This is a genomic window from Paraburkholderia suaedae, assembly GCF_040812055.1.
Lineage (GTDB): Bacteria > Pseudomonadota > Gammaproteobacteria > Burkholderiales > Burkholderiaceae > Paraburkholderia.
Genome location: NZ_JBFOAH010000008.1, coordinates 19,654 through 36,483 on the forward strand (window position 1 = coordinate 19,654; position 16,830 = coordinate 36,483).

Consider the following 16,830-nt stretch of genomic DNA (forward strand, 5'->3'; position numbering starts at 1 on the left):
AGAGGCGCGAAATGGATATGAAGTTCAAGTACGCGATCATGCTGGCAATCGCGTTGGCCGCGCCGGCGGTAGTTTATCCTGTGCTACTGATGAAAATGCTGTGTTTCGCGTTATTTGCGTGCGCGTTCAATCTGTTGCTCGGATTTGCAGGCCTGCTGTCTTTTGGTCATGCTGCATTTTTCGGGGTCGCCGGTTATGTGTTCGGCTATCTGGTCGGCCCGAGGGGTTGGCCGCTCGAAGCGGCACTGCTCGCGGCGGTCGGCGGCGCGGCCGCGATTGGCGCTGTAATGGGCGTGCTGGCGATCCGCCGGCAGGGCATCTATTTCACGATGATTACGCTGGCACTCGCCCAACTGGTGTATTTCGCGTGCCTGCATGCGCCTGCAACCGGTGGAGAAGAGGGCATGCAGGGTGTGCCGCGCGGACATTTTCTCGGCCTGATAGACCTGTCGAACGACACGATTTATTATTACGTGGTGCTGGCGTTCACGGCAGGCGCCTTCGCGTTGATCTTTCGGATTGTGCATTCGCCGTTCGGCAAGGTTTTGAAGGCCGTCAAAGAGAACGAGCCGCGTGCCATCTCGCTGGGTTATGACGTCGACCGGTACAAGCTGCTCGCGTTTGTTCTTTCCGCTGCGTTGTCGGGTCTTGCTGGCGCATTGCAGGCGGAAGTGCTGGGTTTGGAAACGCTAACAGACGTGCATTGGGGCACCTCGGGTCTCGTGCTGCTGATGACGCTGATCGGCGGGGTCGGCACGATGGACGGTCCGATCATCGGCGCGGTGCTCATCGTCGCACTTCAGAACAAACTGGACAGTCTCGGCAACTGGCTATCGATGCTGACAAATATCGACTGGCTCAGGTCGCTCGGCGAGTCGGTCACTATCGTCACCGGCTTTCTCTTCGTGGTCTGCGTGCTGGCATTCAGGCGCGGGATAGTAGGCGAAGGCGCTGCGCTGATGCGGCGCTTGCATGGCAACACCAGGCGCGGGCGCGCGCAGCGCTCGAAGCTGTCCATGCAGGAGCCGCAGCGACGGTGAAGGCAGACGGGGACTGCGCCCAGCGCGGGATTGTTCGGCTCGGCGGCACACAAGACTAGCTGTTGTCTGCCGCGACCTCGTGATGGAGCCAGGCCACGAACTGGAGAATCGAAGTGTCGGCCATCCGTGACTCGGGGTAAATGACGTAGTACGCAAACTCGACCGGCAGGCTGCGCTCAAACGGCCTGACCAGAACTCCGCTAGCGAGGTCGTCCGTTACCCAGCTGTTCTTGACCAATGCCACACCACGCCCGTCAATCGCTGCGTTGATGACCAGATGGCTGGGCGAAAAGGATGGGCCGCGGGTGGCATCCACGCCTTCCACGCCAGCCGAGCGCAGCCAGGTGGCCCAGTCCGGGTTGGTGCTGCCGTCGCTGTACGTGCTTTCGTCGTGCAGCAGAGTGTGATGTTTCAGGTCCTCGGGCGTGCGCAGAGGATGTTCCCCTTCCAGTAGCGCGCGGCTACAGACAGGGAAAACCTCGACGGAAAGGCATCGCTCGGAATGGAAACCCGGATAGACGCCCTTGCCGAACCGGATGGCGAGGTCGAAATCGACCCTGGCGAAATCGATAGGCTCGGCGGATGTCGTGACTTTCGTGTCGAAGTCGGGGCATGCCTTCAGCAGCCGCTCAAGGCGAGGCAAAAACCATTTCACCGCGAACGTAGGCGGCATGCTGATCTTCAGTGTCGGCCGTTTCCGTTTTTGATGAAGCAGATGCGTTGCTTCGGCGATCTGCTGGAAAGCACCTTGGATTGCAGGAAGATAGCCTTTGCCCGCATCGGTCAATTCAAGCGATTTCGGCCTGCGGTGAAACAGCGGAAAACCCAGTGCATCTTCAAGGAGCTTGATCTGCTGGCCGACGGCCGCAGCGGTCACGCAAAGCTCCTCCCCCGCTCGCGTAAAACTGAGATGCCGGGCGGCGACTTCAAACGCTCTAAGCGCGTTAAGAGGAGGGAGCGGCCGTGACATTGAAATCATCTCTTCGTTTCGTTCCAAGCGTGACATTATCATAATGCATATGCAGTAAAGCGCGCGGCGCAGCACGCAATCGCAGCACGTAACGTCTGGAGAAACGAAGCGGGCTCCGCCTCAGGCGGATGGGCGCGGGTCCCCCGAAACCGGGCCGTGCTTCAGCAGGTCGAGTGCGACGTCGACGATCATGTCTTCCTGCCCTCCGACCATGCGGCGGCGGCCCAATTCCACGAGGATATCGACGGTTTTCAGACCATACGTCGCGGCGGCGGACTCGGCGTGCCGCAGGAAGGAAGAGTACACGCCCGCATAGCCGAGCGCCAATGTCTCGCGGTCGACGCGGACTGGCCGGTCCTGCAGCGGGCGCACGATGTCGTCGGCAGCGTCCATCAGCTTGTAAAGGTCGCAGCCGTGATTCCAGCCGAGCCGCTCGGCGGCGGCAATGAACACCTCGATCGGCGCGTTGCCGGCGCCGGCACCCATGCCTGCCAGACTTGCATCGACGCGCAGGCATCCTTCTTCGACCGCCACAATCGAGTTCGCGACCCCAAGGCTCAGATTATGATGAGCGTGCATGCCGGTCACCGTCTCGGGCTCGAGTACGTCCTTGAACGCAATGAATCTTTCGCGCACGTCGTTCATGCTGAGCGCCCCGCCCGAATCCACTACGTAGATGCAAGTCGCGCCATATTTCTCCATGAGCTTGGCCTGTTGCGCGAGACCCTGCGGTGTGTTCATGTGACTCATCATCAGAAAGCCAACGGTGTCCATACCGAGATTTCTGGCCGTTTCGATATGCTGCCTGCTGACATCGGCCTCGGTGCAGTGAGTGGCGACGCGCACCACGCGCGCGCCTGCCGCGTAGGCGGACTTCAGGTCGTGCACGGTGCCGACGCCTGGCAGAAGCAGGGTAGCGACCGTTGCGTGTTTGACGGTTTCCGCCACCGCCTCGATCCAGGCGAGATCCGTATGCGCGCCGAACCCGTAATTGAAACTCGAGCCTGCCAGGCCGTCGCCGTGTGCGACTTCGATGGAGTCGACTTTCGCCTCATCGAGAGCGCGGGCAATATCCCTGACCTGCTTCAGGCTGTATTGGTGACGAATAGCGTGACTGCCGTCGCGCAAGGTGACGTCGGAAATATAGAGTTTTTTGTGCTTCACGATTGATTTCCCATTCCTGTCATGCGATTGCCGTGCCGGTGCGTGCAATGCCGCTCGCGACGCGCTCCGCAGTGGCGAGTGCCGCGCTGGTCATGATGTCGAGATTTCCGGCGTAGGCGGGCAGATAGTGCGCGGCGCCTTCCACTTCGAGAAATACGCTGACTTTCAGGCCGGAAAGCGGTCCGATGCCCGGAACGTTGACGGGTTTCGCCGCATCGATCAACGCGAACTGCACCTGTTGATTGAGGCGGTAGCCCGGCACATAGGCCTGTACATCGCGAACCGTCTGCGCGATCGAATCCGCGATGCGGGCCTGGGTGCGCGCGATGTCGTCACCTGGCTCCGCGAGGCAAAATACCGTGTCGCGCATAATCAGCGGCGGCTCGGCCGGGTTGAGAATAATGATGGCTTTACCCCGCCGCGCACCACCGACTATTTCGATTGCTCGTGAGGTGGTTTCGGTAAATTCGTCGATGTTGGCCCGGGTGCCCGGTCCTGCCGACTTGCTCGCGATCGAGGCGACGATCTCGCCATAGTGAACTGGCGTCACGCGCGAGACCGCCCAGATGACAGGAATCGTCGCTTGCCCGCCGCATGTGACCATATTGAGGTTGGGGTGATGCACGTGCGTATCGAGATTGACTACCGGCACACAATACGGACCGACAGCCGCCGGCGTGAGATCGATGATACGGATATCGGGCTTGTGGCTTCTCAGGCATGCTTCGTTCCTGATATGAGCCGACGCGCTGGTCGCATCGAGCACGATGCCGATATCATTGAACTCGGGCATGCGAACGAGACCTTCGACGCCGGCCGACGTGGTGCTCACGCCCATGCGAGCGGCGCGGGCCAGTCCGTCCGAGTCGGGATCGATGCCGACCATCACGCTCATAACGAGATCCTGGCCGTACCTGCGGATCTTGACCATCAGATCGGTGCCGATATTTCCAGAACCAATAATGGCGACTTTTGTTTTTGACATGTGTTCCCCAAAAGAATGGATGGCGAAGCGGGATTACGTATCTCTCATGCGAGAAGCCATCTCCGTCGCGCCAACCTCGATTGATTCGCGACCATGGTCAACGGCGTATCTGTCCCCTAGTCCAGCAGACTAGGCCCGAGCAGGTAGCGCAACAAGCGAGTTTTTCTTCGGAGCGGATAAAGTATTTCTAAGCCCACTGCGAAAGCGCAGGAAGCCTGTCGCGTCGAGTCCACGCTCGACGCCAGGGCAACGCGATACGCGGCAAAGAACGGAGCTGCTCTTTGCAAAGGCAAATGTCGAGCGTGAACCGCACCGGATTTTGTGGAGGCGCCAACTCTTGAGAGAATGGAGCCATGAACAAGAAGGCAACCAAGTTTTCCCCGGAAGTGCGCGAGCGTGCAGTGCGCCTGGTGCGCGAGCAGCGTAGCGAACATTCATCGATGTGGGCGGCAGTCGAATCGATTGCGCCAATGATCGGCTGCACACCGCAGACGTTGCATGAGTGGGTCAAGCGTGACCAGGTTGACCAAGGTGAGCGCGATGGCGTGACCACAGAGGAGCGCGAACGCCTCAAGGCCCTGGAGCGCGAGGTCAAGGAACTGCTTCGTGCCAACGAGATTCTCAAGGTAGCGAGCGCGTTTTTCGCCCAGGCGGAGCTCGACCGCCGTTTCAAATCCTGAAGGCCTTCATTGATCAGTATCGCGACACCTTCGGGGTCGAGCCGATCTGCAAGGTCTTGCGGATTGCCCCGTCGGGCTACCGGCGACATGCGGCACAGCTTCGAGATCCATCCAGACGCTGCGCCCGCGCGAAACGCGATGAGATTTTGCAACCGGAGATCAAGCGCGTCTGGCAGGCCAGCATGCAGGTCTATGGCGTGCGGAAGGTCTGGAAGCAGATGAATCGGGAAGGTATTTCGGTAGCCCGCTGTACGGTCGCGCGCCTGATGAAACTGCAAGGTCTGCGTGGCGCGGTTCGCGGCAAGCGGGTTCGCACGACGATTGCCGATGCGAGCGCACCTCGCCCGCTGGACCGGGTCAACCGGCAATTCAAGGCGCAGCGACCGAATCAGCTCTGGGTGTCGGACTTCACCTATGCCTCGACATGGCAGGGTTGGCTTTACGTCGCATTCGTGATCGACGTGTTTGCTCGCCGTATCGTTGGCTGGCGCGTCAGTTCGTCGATGACCACGGACTTCGTTCTGGACGCACTTGAGCAGGCGCTGTATGCGCGGCAACCGGGCGACGACGGGACACTGATTCATCATTCGGACAGAGGATCGCAATACGTCGGCATTCGCTACAGCGAGCGTCTGGCCGAAGCAGGCATCGAGCCTTCCGTCGGCAGCCGTGGCGACAGCTACGATAACGCGCTGGCTGAAACCATCAATGGTCTGTACAAGACGGAGCTGATTCATCGGCGCGCCCCGTGGAAAACGAGGGAATCCATCGAGCTTGCGACACTGGAATGGGTGGCCTGGTACAACCATCATCGGTTGATGGAACCGCTGGACTATATCCCTCCTGCCGAGGCTGAGGCAAACTACTACAGGCAATTCAGAAATGCCGCCGACGTCACCGCATTAACTTAAACCAACCGGCCTCCACGATTTCCGCTGCGATTCAAGCGACAATATGGCGAGTCGAAGGGAGTGCCTCAACAGCAAGTCGATTGGTTCGACGGTGTCTGGAATGACTTGACGACCACGGTTAGGGCTTCGACCGGTTGACCGGTTGTTGCGCCCAGACGAGAGACAATGCTTGGGGGCTCTGTCAAGTTGGCGGGCGCAGGCTACCTGTGTGGATCAAGAGTAGTTATCCTTACCAGATAACTTTCTTTGCTGCTGCAGTGACAGTCCATCCATGCCATATGGCGAAGCGTTCCTGGAGTACGGCGCGATGGCATGCCGCGCTCATTTGATGTCGGGGCAACGCGAAGTGCTGCCGGATCACGCCGAAGCATGAAAGAAACGCCTGCGTGCGACGCGCATCGCGAAAGCCGCACATCTGGCGTTCGCGCCTGCGGGTCGGCTGGTGGCTGTTCTCGGCACGGTTGTTCAGTGTGCCTTGCAAAGGCACGATCGATTGGTCGGTGCAAATCCGACCGGCCAACTCTCGCTTCGGCCGGAAGGCTCCGGTGCAAATCGGAGGATAGGGTAAGCTGGGGATTTGACGAGCGCGAGCGGGCTATGAGTAAGCTGACAGACATCGACAGGCTGTTCAACGGCCGTCACTTTGACCGCGAAGTCATCGTCCTGTGTGTGCGTTGGTACCTGCGTTACAAGCTTAGCTTTCGAGACGGTAGTGGTGCAATCTCGGTAGGCGACCGAGAAATCGCCCATATTTCGGATACCTCAACGAGCTGAAATAACCGCCATCCAGATCGAGGGCAAAGTGGTGTCTTTGAGGTGTATGCTGGTGAGATCGAACTGGCCCTTGCGAATGCGATGCATCAGTTCGATGCCGGAGAGGATAACGGCGGCGCTGCCGAACCGCTTGAACCCGAGCATCACGTTCGCCCGCGCTTCGATGTGGCGGTGATCCTGCTCAATCAGGTTATTCAGGTACTTCGAGGATCGCAATTCCGTTCGCCTGGGTAGCGACCCGTCGGCCTTCATCTCGCGGACCGCCCGATGAGATGCCGCGCAGCCGTCCAGCGTGATCGTCTCAGGAGCGCGTCCCTGAGTCCTGATTGCCTTCGCGAAGAACGCCTTTGCTGCCGCCACGTCGCGCCTGGCGCTGAGGCGAAAATCGATCGTCTTTGCCGCCCGGTCAACGGCGCGGTAGAGATAGGCCCATTTGCCGCGAATCTTCACGTAGGTCTCGTCGACCCGCCACGACTGACCGGCTGTCGTAGCCAACCGATTCCAGCGTTTGACGAACTCCGGCGTGTAGCGCTGCACCCAACGCAGGATCGTAGTGTGGGCGAGGGACAGGCCGCGTTCAGCCATCATTTCGGCAAGGTCGCGCAGGCGCAGCTTGTAGCGCAGATACCAACGCACGCAAAGGACGATGACTTCGCGGTCGAAATGACGCCCGTTGAACAACCCTTCGAGATCTTTCAGCTTGCTCATTGGCTCGTGGTCGTCAAAAGCTCAAGAGTAACAGACCGACGCGCCGAAATTGCACCACAACCCGCTTGCGCAATGACCACCTTGGCCCATGGATTGAACGGCGATAGTCCGCCAATGCAGCCTCCCTGTATGGTCACGATACCCATTAACGCGGGACGGATGTTTTCGCGCCGCGCAGTCTCCAGCGCGACCGGCAACGTGATGACGAGCGCGGCGATCGGCAGCGCACCGAGTGCGCAGATCAATGCAGTGAGGGTGCAGGTGGTCCACGGCAGCAGCCAGGGGCGCCCGCGCGAGAGTGCGACGGCACGGTGCACGATCAGCTCGGCGAGACCGCTATCGCGCACGAGGTTCCACAGGTACATCACGCCGAGAATCAGCAAAACCAGATCCGTCGGGAAGGCGGCAAATACCCGCTTTTGCGGTACGCCCGCAATCTCCACCAGCAGGAAACTCGCGGGAATGGCCACCACTCCGAGGTTGATGCCGCGCCACAGGCTGATTGCGAAAATGACGACCATCAGGACAAGCACAACGATATGGATGGTGGTCATACCGGTGTCTCCTTTATTTGTCTTTCGTCGTGAACGACGAGCGCAGGCGCATTCACGCCATCGGCAACGATGGGAGCGGACGCGCGTGGCAACGGTCCCGCCATAGCTTGTTTTCGAGGGGAAATGCCATGGATGCTGCCCTCCCCGCCAGACAAGTGGCTAGAATGTTGTATTGGCATGTATCAATACATTGAGAGGCATGCTATCGCTGGGCTTCTGCGCGTGTCAACTAGCGTAATCGCGAAGACGGTGCTGGAAACCGCATGGCGATGAGTCTTATAAGGCTATACGCCGGCACAGAAAGTTGTCAGTTGAGAATCCCTCCAGAAATCTCCGTGCGTCCATGTTGACATCGACAAAGGAGGTCGCTAGTATTCGTTCTTGTTGTATTAATACAAGATAATACACGTTCGCACGCGCACGGACCTGCACCGCGCCAGGTCTCGATGCCCACGCCTTGCCCCGGTGATGAAATCTGTACGGAGACTGCCCATGCTGCTGAACGATGAAGAGACAGCCATGCTCAACGGTGAGCAAGGCAAGGTCCTGCAAATGGCCATGCGCCATCAAGTGCAGGTCGGCGAATTTTTTGGCGCCCACGATCTGGTGCCGGTCACCCAGGCGCACATCATGGCCGATACCGAAAGCCTCGGTCAGGCGGGTGTCATGTGGCTCGAGCGGCTTTCCGAACTCAGTGACGGCCGCCACACCGTGTGTATTCCTACCATCACCGATCCGCGCGGCACCGATTTCGCGAAGGCCAACGAGCTCGGCCAGCGTGACTGGATGATCGAACTGGAGCGCCGCACGATTCACGCGTTCGAACGGCTCGGCGTCAGCATGACCGACACCTGCATCAACTATCAGACTGTGCTCGCGGCTACGCGCGGCGAACACGTCGCTTTCGGCGACACCGGCGTGGTGATCTACTCGAACTCGGTGAGCGGCGCTCGCACGAATTTCGAAGGCGGTCCGTCCGCGCTCTCCGCGGGTCTCACAGGGCGCACGCCGCGCTATGGCTATCACCTCGACGAAAAGCGCCGCGCGACGATGCGCTTTCGTGTCGATTTCACGCCACGCTCGCTCAACGAATGGGGCGCGCTCGGCGGCGTGATCGGCCGCCTCGCCGGCAACTATTGGCAGGTGCCCGTTATCGAAGGCATCGAAGTCGCGCCGACCTCGGACGAGCTGAAGCATTTCGGCGCCGCGATGGCGAGCTTCGGCTCGATCGCGCTCTTCCACATGATCGGCGTCACGCCGGAAGCGATGCGTCGCGCGGACGTCGGCGGCGACAGCTTGCCGGTGCATCATCGGGTCGGCCGCGCGGAGATCGAGGCGCTCACCGCCAGCTATGCGGTCACGAAGAAGGTGGACGTCGTGGTGTTTTCCGCGCCGCAACTGAGCCTCTACGAACTGCGCGCGCTCGCCGAGATCTGCGACGGCCGCACGTTCAAGGTGCCCATGCTGGCCATTACCAGTCCGCAGGTGGCGCCCGACGCCGAACGGTTCGGCTACACACGCCGCATCGAAAGCGCGGGAGGCACGGTGCTCGCGGGCATGTGCTTCTACCAGTCGTATGCGCGCGAGATGTCCGAAGCGAAGGGTTGGAAAAATCTCGCCACCAACAGCGCGAAGCTGGTGAACATTCTCGGCGGCTACGGCTATACCCCGATGCTCGCCTCGATGCAGGCGTGCGTGAACGCAGCCGAGACAGGAGAACTCTCATGAACAGAATCGTGTTGACCGCGCGCCACGCGCTCGGGAACAAAGTGTCGGCCGAGGCGCTGGTTGCCAAGGACGGCTTTTCGGCCCGTTACGATCTGAACCGTCTGGAAGGGGTGTTTTCGCGCCCGTCGCACAAGCTCGTGGGGCAGTCGTACATCGGCCGGATACTGGTGCTGGATACCGCAAAGGGCGGCGTGGCAAGCGCGTGGATGCTGCACGAGATGCAGTCGCGCAACATGGCGCCGGTGGCGATCGTATTCAATACCGTGAACCCGATCCTGGCGCAAGGCGCGGCGCTCGGCAACATCTCGATGCTGGCGGGTTTCGATTGCGACGTGACGGACGTCGTGCCGCAGGGCGCGTTCGTCGAGATCGATCCTCAAGCGAAGACCTTGACCGTGCTGCGCGCCGCGGCCGGTGAACCCGTGTCCGGCACATTCGCGCAAGGGCAGCCAGGTACGTCGACGGTACATGTGAAGCCTGCGCATCGCTAGTGTCGTGAGTTAGAAGTTCGTTGAATCAACTTCCCGTTCTTTCCGGGATGACGAAGTGCTGGTTAAAGAGTCGCTCGGACTCGCGCAGTCCTTCTTCCGTAAAGATCACGGACTTCGTCTTGTTGACAGGGTCTTCGATGAAGCCTCGTTCATGGAGTCGGTTCAGAACATCCCAGTCGAAACCCTTCCATGCACGGTATCGGTCATGCAGGGTCAGGTAGAGAAGCGCCAGGGAAACTTCATCACTGCGTCGGTATTAATATTCATGATGCTCCTGCCACAGCCTTCCGGACCCGCACACAAAACCGTTCGAGGCTGGCCAGGATCTCATCCGCCGACTTGCTCCAGACCAACGGTTTGGGGTTCGCGTTATAGACGTCCAGGTAATGACGGATCGCGTCTTCGAGTTGACGTGTTGACCGGTGCGTGCCGCGTCGAAGGTACTTTTCAGTGAGCGCGGCAAACCATCGTTCGACCTGGTTAAGCCACGACGCCGAGGTGGGTGTGAAGTGAACATGGAAGCGAGGATGACGAGCGAACCAGGCTTTGATCGAGGGCGTTTTGTGCGTGCCATAGTTGTCCATCACCAGATGCACATCCAGGTAAGACGGCACGCTGGCGTCGATGGTGCGCAGAAAGCGCACGAATTCGCTGCTGCGATGGCGCCGATGTACCTCACCGATCAATTCTCCAGTAGCGATATCCAGCGCCGCGAACAGGGTGGTTGTGCCGTGGCGCATGTAATCGTGGGTGCGTCGCTCAGCGATGCCGGGTGCCAACGGCAATACGGGTTGCGTACGATCGAGGGCCTGAATCTGGCTCCACGCACAGCACCATGGCCTTGAGTGGCGGGTCCAGGTAAAGCCCGACGATATCGCGTACCTTGTCGACGAACAACGGATCGCTGGAGAGCTTGAACGTTTCCTGCCGATGCGGCTGCAAGCCAAAAGCACGCCAGATCCGCGTGACCGCCGTTTGCGACAGTTTCATCTCGCGAGCCATCGTGCGCGTGCTCCAGTGAGTCGCTCCGACAGGCACGGACTCGAGCGTCTTCGCAATGAGCGCATCGACCCGCGCGTCGTCAATCGTCCTCGGGGCGCCGGGCCGTGGTGCATCGAGCAGTCCGTCCAGACGATGGATCACGAACCGCGCCCGCCACTTCGAAACTGTTTGCTGAGTGACCCGAAGTTTCACCGCAACTGTCTTGTTGTCCATGCCATCGGCACAGGCCAACACGATGCGCGCCCGCAATGCCAAGGCCTGCGCGGTCTTGCGTCGCATCGTCAGCACTTGAAGTTCTTCGCGCTCCGATTCGCTCAGCACCAGCTCGCCTTTGGGCCGTCCGCTCATCGCTGCCTCCTCGTATCAAGTGCCACACAGAACACTTTAGTACGTGGTCGGCATCATTCAATGAATTTTCAACTCAGGACACTAGGTGTCTGGCGTGGTCGCTGCAGGCTTGGCGCGCAGGTGTTCGCGTGGCAACCCGCTGCGCGCGGTCACTTCGTGTGAGCGTGCGCAGCGGTGCCGTTGACGTTCTTGATTGACGAGCCGACCGGCAGCGGTCCCTGCACGCTCAGCGTGAACTCGTAGTTTTCCGGGCGAATATAAAACGACGTTCGCTCACACAGCATCCCGTTCTCGCCGAACGATTCGCGATCCATCACGAGCATAGCGGCACGCGGCGACAAGCCGAGCGCCTGACCGACCGATGCACCTGCCGAGCGCGCCCGGATATGGATCTCCGCTTTGGCGACCGGGATGGAGAGCAGACTTTCGAGCAGCACGTAGATCGGGTTGCGGTTGACCTGCTCCCAGGTGAGTCTGCGCGCCTGCGGCGGGAGATACGAGTCGACGAGCGCGATCGGCTCACCGTCGACGAGATACAGCCGTTTGAGCCGGAAGCATTCGCCTTCGCCTTCGTCGGTGCCGAAGGCTTGCCTGATCGCCTCCGGCGTCGCCACCGGACTGAACTCGAGCAACTTCGTTTTCGGTTCGACGCCTTGCGCAACGAGTGCATCGTAGAAGCCGCGCATCGGCTTGAGGTCGTGCACGAACTTATTGCGTGAGACAAACGTGCCTTTGCCCTGCTTGCTGACCACGTACCCTTCGGCAAGTAGCTGCGCGATGGCCTGCCGCACCGTGACGCGGCTCACGTCGAAACGTCGCGTCAGTTCGCTTTCGGCTGGCAGCTTGCTGTCAGTCGCGAAAGTCCCCTCGTCGATTTGCGTGCGCAGACGATCGGCGATCTGCATATAAAGCGCGGTGGCGCTGTCGCGGTTGAGTAGTGGGTGGGCAGCCGAAGCGGCAGCCTGCCCGGCGGTAGATTCTTGCTTGGCGGTGCCCGGCGTGGAGCGTTGCTGGGCGGTGCTGCGTTTTCTGGAATTGGCTGGCATAGGATGGTTTGCCGCAGGCGGCTGTCGAACTGCCTTTGAACCCGTGTCTTCGTTGTTTTTCACCATGCGCCCCGTGATGGAGACATGCGACGTGCTTGTATTGAAATAGTAAGACATCTTCATACAAGTTGCAATTGGCTGACGTTTACGCCGCGGCCGCCTGACTGAGGTAATAGGGCCCGCCCCCACGCGGACGGTCGGGGGCGCGCCGTCTGGACCACCAGTGGCAGGCGTCTAGTGGCCTCTGTTACGTTAAATTGTTGGATGGCCCTATTTCTGGCTCCGGTGCAAATCGGAAAGGCCGGCGGGTTACCCTGGGGCTTTTGAGGAGCACGAGCCCGCAATGAGCACGCTGAGAGACATCCACTGGTGGTTCCATGGCCGTCACTTCGACCGCGAAGTCATTGTCCTGTGTGTACGTTGGTACCTGCGTTACAAACTCAGCCTTCGAGACCTGGTTGAAATGATGGCCGAGCGCGGTCTGTCGCGGGCGCATACGACAATCATGCGCTGCGTCAGACGCTTCACGCGGAGTTCGTTAAGCGGTGGGATCGGTTTGCGAGGTCCGCTGGTCGCGCCTGGCGAGTCAACGAGACGTATGTGAAGATCCGTGGCAAACGGGTCTCTCTCTACCGTGCCGTTGATCGAGCGGGAAAGACGGTCGACTTCCGGCTCAGCGCACGCGCGAGGTTGCCGCGACGAAAGCCCTCTTCGCGAAGGCGATCAAGCGTTAAGGGCTCGCTCCGAAAACCGTCACACTGGACGGTTACGCGGCGTCTCATCGCGCAGTGCGCGAAATGAAGGCTGACGAGGCGCTGCCGAAGGAGACGACTTTGCGATCGTCGAAGTATTTGAACAACCTGATCCAGCAGGATCATCGCAACATCAAGTCCAGGATCAATGCAATGCTCGGCTTCAAACGCTTCGGAAGTACAGCCACTACGATCGCCGGTATCGAACTGATGCATCGCATTCGAAAAGGTCAGTTCGATTTCGCGAACATGCGCCTCAAAGGTACCACCGCGCCGGCTGTTTGGAACGCAGTCCTTTCCGCTCGATGAGGGAGCGGCGACTACGCCGCTTTTCGCTCGCCGCTGAAGTTGCACCAGAGCCGCGGAGAGATGGACAACCCCGTAACCAGCACAAAAGGAAGGCATATCCATCACTGATGGCCACCGGCAATCCCGCGAAATCATAGCGGCTAGAACGTCTGCCAGTCCGGCGCGGTGGCCGGACTCGAGGCGCCAGTCGTGGAGGAGGTGGTGAAGAGTCGCGGTGCGGCGGAGGCGGGCAGGGCTTTAAGGGATTTTTGCAAGGCTGCCTTCGTCGGTGTCGGGCGCGCTATCGCGCCCAATGACGGGTTTGTAGCGTCCCGGTCGTCGAGTTTGAATATCGCTACCGAGTCACGTAGCGCCTGGGCCTGTTCAGCCATCGATTGCGCTGCGGCCGCGGCTTCTTCGACCAGCGCGGCGTTCTGCTGGGTAACCTGGTCCATCTGGCTGACAGCCCGGTTGACCTGTTCGATACCGGTACTTTGCTCATGGGAAGCTGCGGAGATCTCACTCATGATGTCGGTCACGCGCTTCACCGACTGCACGATCTCCCGGATCGTGTCGCCAGCCTGCTCGACGAGTTGCGAACCGACATTCACGCGACCCACCGACTCGCCAATCAGCTCCTTGATTTCCCGAGCGGCGGTCGCACTGCGTTGCGCGAGCGTGCGGACTTCGCTCGCCACCACCGCGAAGCCGCGGCCCTGCTCACCGGCCCGGGCCGCTTCGACCGCCGCATTGAGCGCGAGAATGTTGGTCTGAAACGCGATGCTTTCGATCACGCCGATGATCTCGGCAACCTTGGCGGAGCTATCGGAGATCTCCTGCATGGTCTCGACCACACGGCCAACCTCGTCTCCGCCACGCTGCGCGACCTCCGATGCGTTGCTCGCCAGTGTGCTGGCCTGCTGGGCGTTGTCCGCGTTGTGACGGACCGTCGCGGTCAGCTCTTCCATGCTCGAGGCTGTCTCCTCAAGCGACGCAGCCTGCTCCTCCGTGCGCTGCGACAGATCGGTATTTCCCGCCGCCACCTGTTCGGTGGCGGACGAAATCGCAACGCTTGCCTGCTTGACGCCGCCGACGATGCCAGCCAGGTTGCCAATCGCCCGGTTCACTGAGTCGGCCAGGTTGCCGAGCTCGTCGTGGCTCTCGACGTGCACCTGGACGCGCAGGTCGCCCTGCGCCAGGGCATTGGCACCCTCGACAACACGGTGCAAAGGACGGACGATCGAACGTGTCACCACCGCGCAAAATATCAGCGTCACCAGCAGCGCCAGCACCGCCGTTCCCCACAGGACTGAGCGCGCCATGTCATAGACGTCGTTGCTGTCCTTCACATCGGTGTCCATCATGCTCTGAACCAGACTCTTGAACCCGTCTTGCTGCTGGATAAGGGTGGTTCGCAGCAGCCCCGCCTTCAGGAGCGTTGCGCGTGCCGTATCGTTGTCATGCGCCGCCAATTGATCGTACGCGGGCTTCAGGGTCCCCTCGTAAGTCGCACGTGCTTGCAGCACCCGGTCGAAGAGAGCGCGGCCCCTCGCCGTGGTGATTAGAGGAGGGATGGCCTGATAGTCCGACTCGTTATTCGTAAAAGCTCGGGCATGTTCGACCCTGTCCCGTTGCGCTTCGGGCGTTGGTTCCTCGAGCGCCGCATAGGTCATGACTGCTTCCCGGAGCGTCGCCACCTGGATCCTGTTTATGAGCCTCAGTTCCTCGGCGCGAACACCGACTATAGTTTGCGTGGTCGCATTCATACGCGCCATCTGCATATGGGCGGTCAAGCAGATCGTCAACAGGAAAGCCAGGACAACACCAAATGTACCCAGCAGTCGTGCGCCAATTTTCAATTTCATTATTCACACCTGTTTCGAACTTGCGAGAGAGTCGGCTTAGCTGTGGCGAGCCTCTACTCGAGATTGGGCGCGCCCCGAGATGAGTGCTGTCCGGCGGCGAGTCTTTGATGCACGACGCGGCGCGCGACACCATTTCTATTGACAGTGTCAGGCAAAAGGTTCGGGTTGGTCATTACGTTGAAGTCTTTGGTGCCGCAACGAAAATCAGGAGCACGCCGATGACTGATATCACGGCCATTGCCACGAAGCCTCCAACGAATGTCCCGGTGACCGTCTTGGCATAACCAAGGATGATGGGGCTGAAGAACCCTCCGAACATACCGATGGTACTGGTGTAGCCGATACCTGCAGCTCTCGCTGACGTCGACAGATACTGGGTCGGCATGGTCCAGAAAATCGCAAACGCCGTGAAGATACCAATGGAGGCGAGCGACAGAAGAAATAGTGTTCCGTAGATGTTGGCGTAGAACAGACCAATAAGCGCAAAGCCAATTGCAGTCAGACCGAAAGGAAGCGCGAAGTGCCAGCGCCGTTCGCGCATCTTGTCCGAGTGACCCGCGATAGTCAGCATCCCAATTGCCCCGACGACGTACGGGATGGCTGACAGTATGCCGACATTGAAGACGTCGCGAATTCCCGTATCCTTAATCAAGGTCGGTGCCCAGACCGCCAGCGTATTGTTGGCGGCGACAACCGCGAAGTAAGCCAGCCCGAACGCATAAATGCGGGGAAGCTTGATAACGTCACGCAGTCCGACGGCATTGTGATTTGCGCTCGCCTGGTCCTCCTTCAGGTCTAGCGCGAGGATGTCCTTTTCCTCCCTGCTGAGCCACTTTGCGTCCTTGGGGTAATCCTGGAGGTAGAAATAGGCGAACACACCGAGAAGGACAGTGGGCACCCCTTCAACCACGAAGAGCCATTGCCAACTGCTCATCAGCCCCCAGGCTTGCGAATACTTCAAAATCAGTCCGGAGATGGGGCCGCCGATGACTCCGGAAGCGGTCGCGGCGAGATAGAACAGCGACGTGATTCGGGCACGCCGATTCGCGGGGAACCAGTAGGTTAGATACAGAATGACCCCGGGCATGAATCCCGCCTCGGCCGCCCCAAGAAGAAAGCGGACCAGATAAAACTGGGTCGGCGTATGGACGAAAGCAGTCAATCCAGACAGTAAGCCCCAGAGAACCATGATTCGAATGAACGTCGCGCGCGCACCTACCTTTTGCAAATAGAGGCTGCTCGGGACCTCGAAGATGACGTATCCGATGAAGAACAGCCCCGCACCGAGTGCGAACGAGAAGTCGCTCAGCGCAAGGTCTTTCATGAACTGGAGTTTTGCAAAACTGATGTTGAACCGGTTAAGCTGGTTGATGGCGTACGCCACAAAAATAAAGGGCGCAAGCCTCAGAATCAGTTTCCGGTACAGCTTGTTTCTTGTTACATCGACGGCTTCTGCGGTCGCAGGTGAGTAAGCGCTAGTTGCCATGTCTCTCTCGTTATTGGATTGATTCATTCGGGTTCAAT

The 16,830-nt window shown here is 59.8% G+C and carries 12 protein-coding genes, 5 pseudogenes and 1 other annotated feature; of the genes and pseudogenes, 6 read left to right on the plus strand and 11 right to left on the minus strand.

What is annotated here, in order from left to right; translation table 11 throughout:
* Positions 1-11: 11 nt before the first annotated feature.
* Positions 12-1,040: a branched-chain amino acid ABC transporter permease gene (locus ABQJ48_RS13510; protein WP_367838519.1), complete on the plus strand. Its 1,029-nt coding sequence runs from the start codon at positions 12-14 to the stop codon at positions 1,038-1,040.
* Positions 1,041-1,095: 55 nt separating this feature from the next.
* Here ABQJ48_RS13510 and ABQJ48_RS13515 read toward each other — a convergent pair whose 3' ends face one another.
* The 3 genes from ABQJ48_RS13515 to ABQJ48_RS13525 all read right to left on the minus strand — a co-directional run bounded on the left by ABQJ48_RS13515 (position 1,096) and on the right by ABQJ48_RS13525 (position 4,159).
* Positions 1,096-2,052: a transcriptional regulator GcvA gene (locus ABQJ48_RS13515; protein ID WP_367838520.1), complete on the minus strand. Its 957-nt coding sequence runs from the start codon at positions 2,050-2,052 to the stop codon at positions 1,096-1,098.
* A gap of 78 nt (positions 2,053-2,130) precedes the next feature.
* A complete protein-coding gene (gene dmpG / locus ABQJ48_RS13520) occupies positions 2,131-3,174 on the minus strand; it encodes a 4-hydroxy-2-oxovalerate aldolase (RefSeq protein ID WP_473094136.1) in 1,044 nt (347 codons plus the stop codon).
* Positions 3,175-3,193: 19 nt separating this feature from the next.
* The gene (locus ABQJ48_RS13525; protein WP_367838521.1) at positions 3,194-4,159 is read right to left on the minus strand and encodes an acetaldehyde dehydrogenase (acetylating); all 966 of its coding nucleotides are present in this window, start codon (positions 4,157-4,159) and stop codon (positions 3,194-3,196) included.
* A gap of 353 nt (positions 4,160-4,512) precedes the next feature.
* Between ABQJ48_RS13525 and ABQJ48_RS13530 the strand changes: the two genes are divergently transcribed.
* Positions 4,513-5,750 (plus strand): IS3 family transposase gene (locus ABQJ48_RS13530; protein WP_367838522.1). Its coding sequence is split into 2 segments (ribosomal slippage): positions 4,513-4,804 and positions 4,804-5,750, totalling 1,239 coding nucleotides; the frame shifts between segments, so codons are not numbered across the junction.
* Positions 4,794-4,910 (plus strand) — a sequence feature (AL1L pseudoknot). (Overlaps the previous gene by 117 nt.)
* Positions 5,751-5,979: 229 nt before the next feature.
* On the opposite strand, the pseudogene ABQJ48_RS13535 reads toward ABQJ48_RS13530, so the two are convergent.
* A pseudogene (locus tag ABQJ48_RS13535) lies at positions 5,980-6,219 on the minus strand (IS6 family transposase); the annotation flags it as partial.
* Positions 6,220-6,347: 128 nt separating this feature from the next.
* Here ABQJ48_RS13535 and ABQJ48_RS13540 point away from each other — a divergent pair.
* Positions 6,348-6,459: pseudogene (locus ABQJ48_RS13540) on the plus strand (IS6 family transposase); the annotation flags it as partial.
* Positions 6,460-6,512: 53 nt separating this feature from the next.
* Here the strand turns inward: ABQJ48_RS13540 and ABQJ48_RS13545 are convergent.
* A complete protein-coding gene (locus ABQJ48_RS13545) occupies positions 6,513-7,232 on the minus strand; it encodes an IS6 family transposase (protein WP_367838523.1) in 720 nt (239 codons plus the stop codon).
* Positions 7,229-7,786, minus strand: coding sequence for an SLC13 family permease (locus ABQJ48_RS13550; RefSeq protein ID WP_367838524.1), 558 nt, complete (start codon positions 7,784-7,786; stop codon positions 7,229-7,231). The genes ABQJ48_RS13545 and ABQJ48_RS13550 overlap by 4 nt, the downstream gene beginning before the upstream one ends.
* Positions 7,787-8,278: 492 nt before the next feature.
* On the opposite strand from ABQJ48_RS13550, the gene ABQJ48_RS13555 reads away from it, so the two are divergent.
* Both ABQJ48_RS13555 and ABQJ48_RS13560 read left to right on the plus strand, forming a co-directional pair.
* A complete protein-coding gene (locus ABQJ48_RS13555; protein ID WP_367838525.1) occupies positions 8,279-9,514 on the plus strand; it encodes an aconitase X in 1,236 nt (411 codons plus the stop codon).
* Positions 9,511-10,005 carry an aconitase X swivel domain-containing protein gene (locus ABQJ48_RS13560; protein ID WP_367838526.1) on the plus strand — a complete coding sequence of 165 codons (495 nt, stop codon included), beginning with the start codon at positions 9,511-9,513 and terminating at the stop codon, positions 10,003-10,005. Before ABQJ48_RS13555 ends, ABQJ48_RS13560 begins: the two co-directional genes overlap by 4 nt.
* A 25-nt stretch (positions 10,006-10,030) precedes the next feature.
* On the opposite strand, the pseudogene ABQJ48_RS13565 reads toward ABQJ48_RS13560, so the two are convergent.
* From ABQJ48_RS13565 to ABQJ48_RS13575, 3 genes and pseudogenes are all read right to left on the minus strand, one after another.
* Positions 10,031-10,272, minus strand: a pseudogene (locus ABQJ48_RS13565) (DUF6429 family protein).
* Positions 10,269-11,355 (minus strand): annotated as a pseudogene (locus ABQJ48_RS13570) (IS630 family transposase). Before ABQJ48_RS13570 ends, ABQJ48_RS13565 begins: the two co-directional pseudogenes overlap by 4 nt.
* Positions 11,356-11,504: 149 nt before the next feature.
* Positions 11,505-12,401 carry a GntR family transcriptional regulator gene (locus ABQJ48_RS13575; protein ID WP_367838527.1) on the minus strand — a complete coding sequence of 299 codons (897 nt, stop codon included), beginning with the start codon at positions 12,399-12,401 and terminating at the stop codon, positions 11,505-11,507.
* A 343-nt stretch (positions 12,402-12,744) separates the two neighbouring features.
* On the opposite strand from ABQJ48_RS13575, the pseudogene ABQJ48_RS13580 reads away from it, so the two are divergent.
* Positions 12,745-13,462: pseudogene (locus ABQJ48_RS13580) on the plus strand (IS6 family transposase).
* Positions 13,463-13,602: 140 nt separating this feature from the next.
* Here the strand turns inward: ABQJ48_RS13580 and ABQJ48_RS13585 are convergent.
* Both ABQJ48_RS13585 and ABQJ48_RS13590 read right to left on the minus strand, forming a co-directional pair.
* Positions 13,603-15,306: a methyl-accepting chemotaxis protein gene (locus ABQJ48_RS13585; RefSeq protein ID WP_367838528.1), complete on the minus strand. Its 1,704-nt coding sequence runs from the start codon at positions 15,304-15,306 to the stop codon at positions 13,603-13,605.
* Between the two features lie 172 nt (positions 15,307-15,478).
* On the minus strand, positions 15,479-16,792 hold the full coding sequence (locus tag ABQJ48_RS13590; RefSeq protein WP_367838529.1) for an MFS transporter: 1,314 nt from the start codon (positions 16,790-16,792) through the stop codon (positions 15,479-15,481).
* Between the last annotated feature and the right edge of the window lie 38 nt (positions 16,793-16,830).

Coding starts and splice junctions, on each gene's coding strand:
- ABQJ48_RS13585 (WP_367838528.1), bottom strand. CDS start 15,306: ATGAAATTGAAAATTGGCGCACGACTGCTGGGTACATTTGGTGTTGTC.
- ABQJ48_RS13525 (WP_367838521.1), bottom strand. CDS start 4,159: ATGTCAAAAACAAAAGTCGCCATTATTGGTTCTGGAAATATCGGCACC.
- ABQJ48_RS13515 (WP_367838520.1), bottom strand. CDS start 2,052: ATGATAATGTCACGCTTGGAACGAAACGAAGAGATGATTTCAATGTCA.
- ABQJ48_RS13560 (WP_367838526.1), top strand. CDS start 9,511: ATGAACAGAATCGTGTTGACCGCGCGCCACGCGCTCGGGAACAAAGTG.
- ABQJ48_RS13510 (WP_367838519.1), top strand. CDS start 12: ATGGATATGAAGTTCAAGTACGCGATCATGCTGGCAATCGCGTTGGCC.
- ABQJ48_RS13550 (WP_367838524.1), bottom strand. CDS start 7,786: ATGACCACCATCCATATCGTTGTGCTTGTCCTGATGGTCGTCATTTTC.
- ABQJ48_RS13575 (WP_367838527.1), bottom strand. CDS start 12,401: ATGCCAGCCAATTCCAGAAAACGCAGCACCGCCCAGCAACGCTCCACG.
- ABQJ48_RS13555 (WP_367838525.1), top strand. CDS start 8,279: ATGCTGCTGAACGATGAAGAGACAGCCATGCTCAACGGTGAGCAAGGC.
- ABQJ48_RS13545 (WP_367838523.1), bottom strand. CDS start 7,232: ATGAGCAAGCTGAAAGATCTCGAAGGGTTGTTCAACGGGCGTCATTTC.
- ABQJ48_RS13590 (WP_367838529.1), bottom strand. CDS start 16,792: ATGGCAACTAGCGCTTACTCACCTGCGACCGCAGAAGCCGTCGATGTA.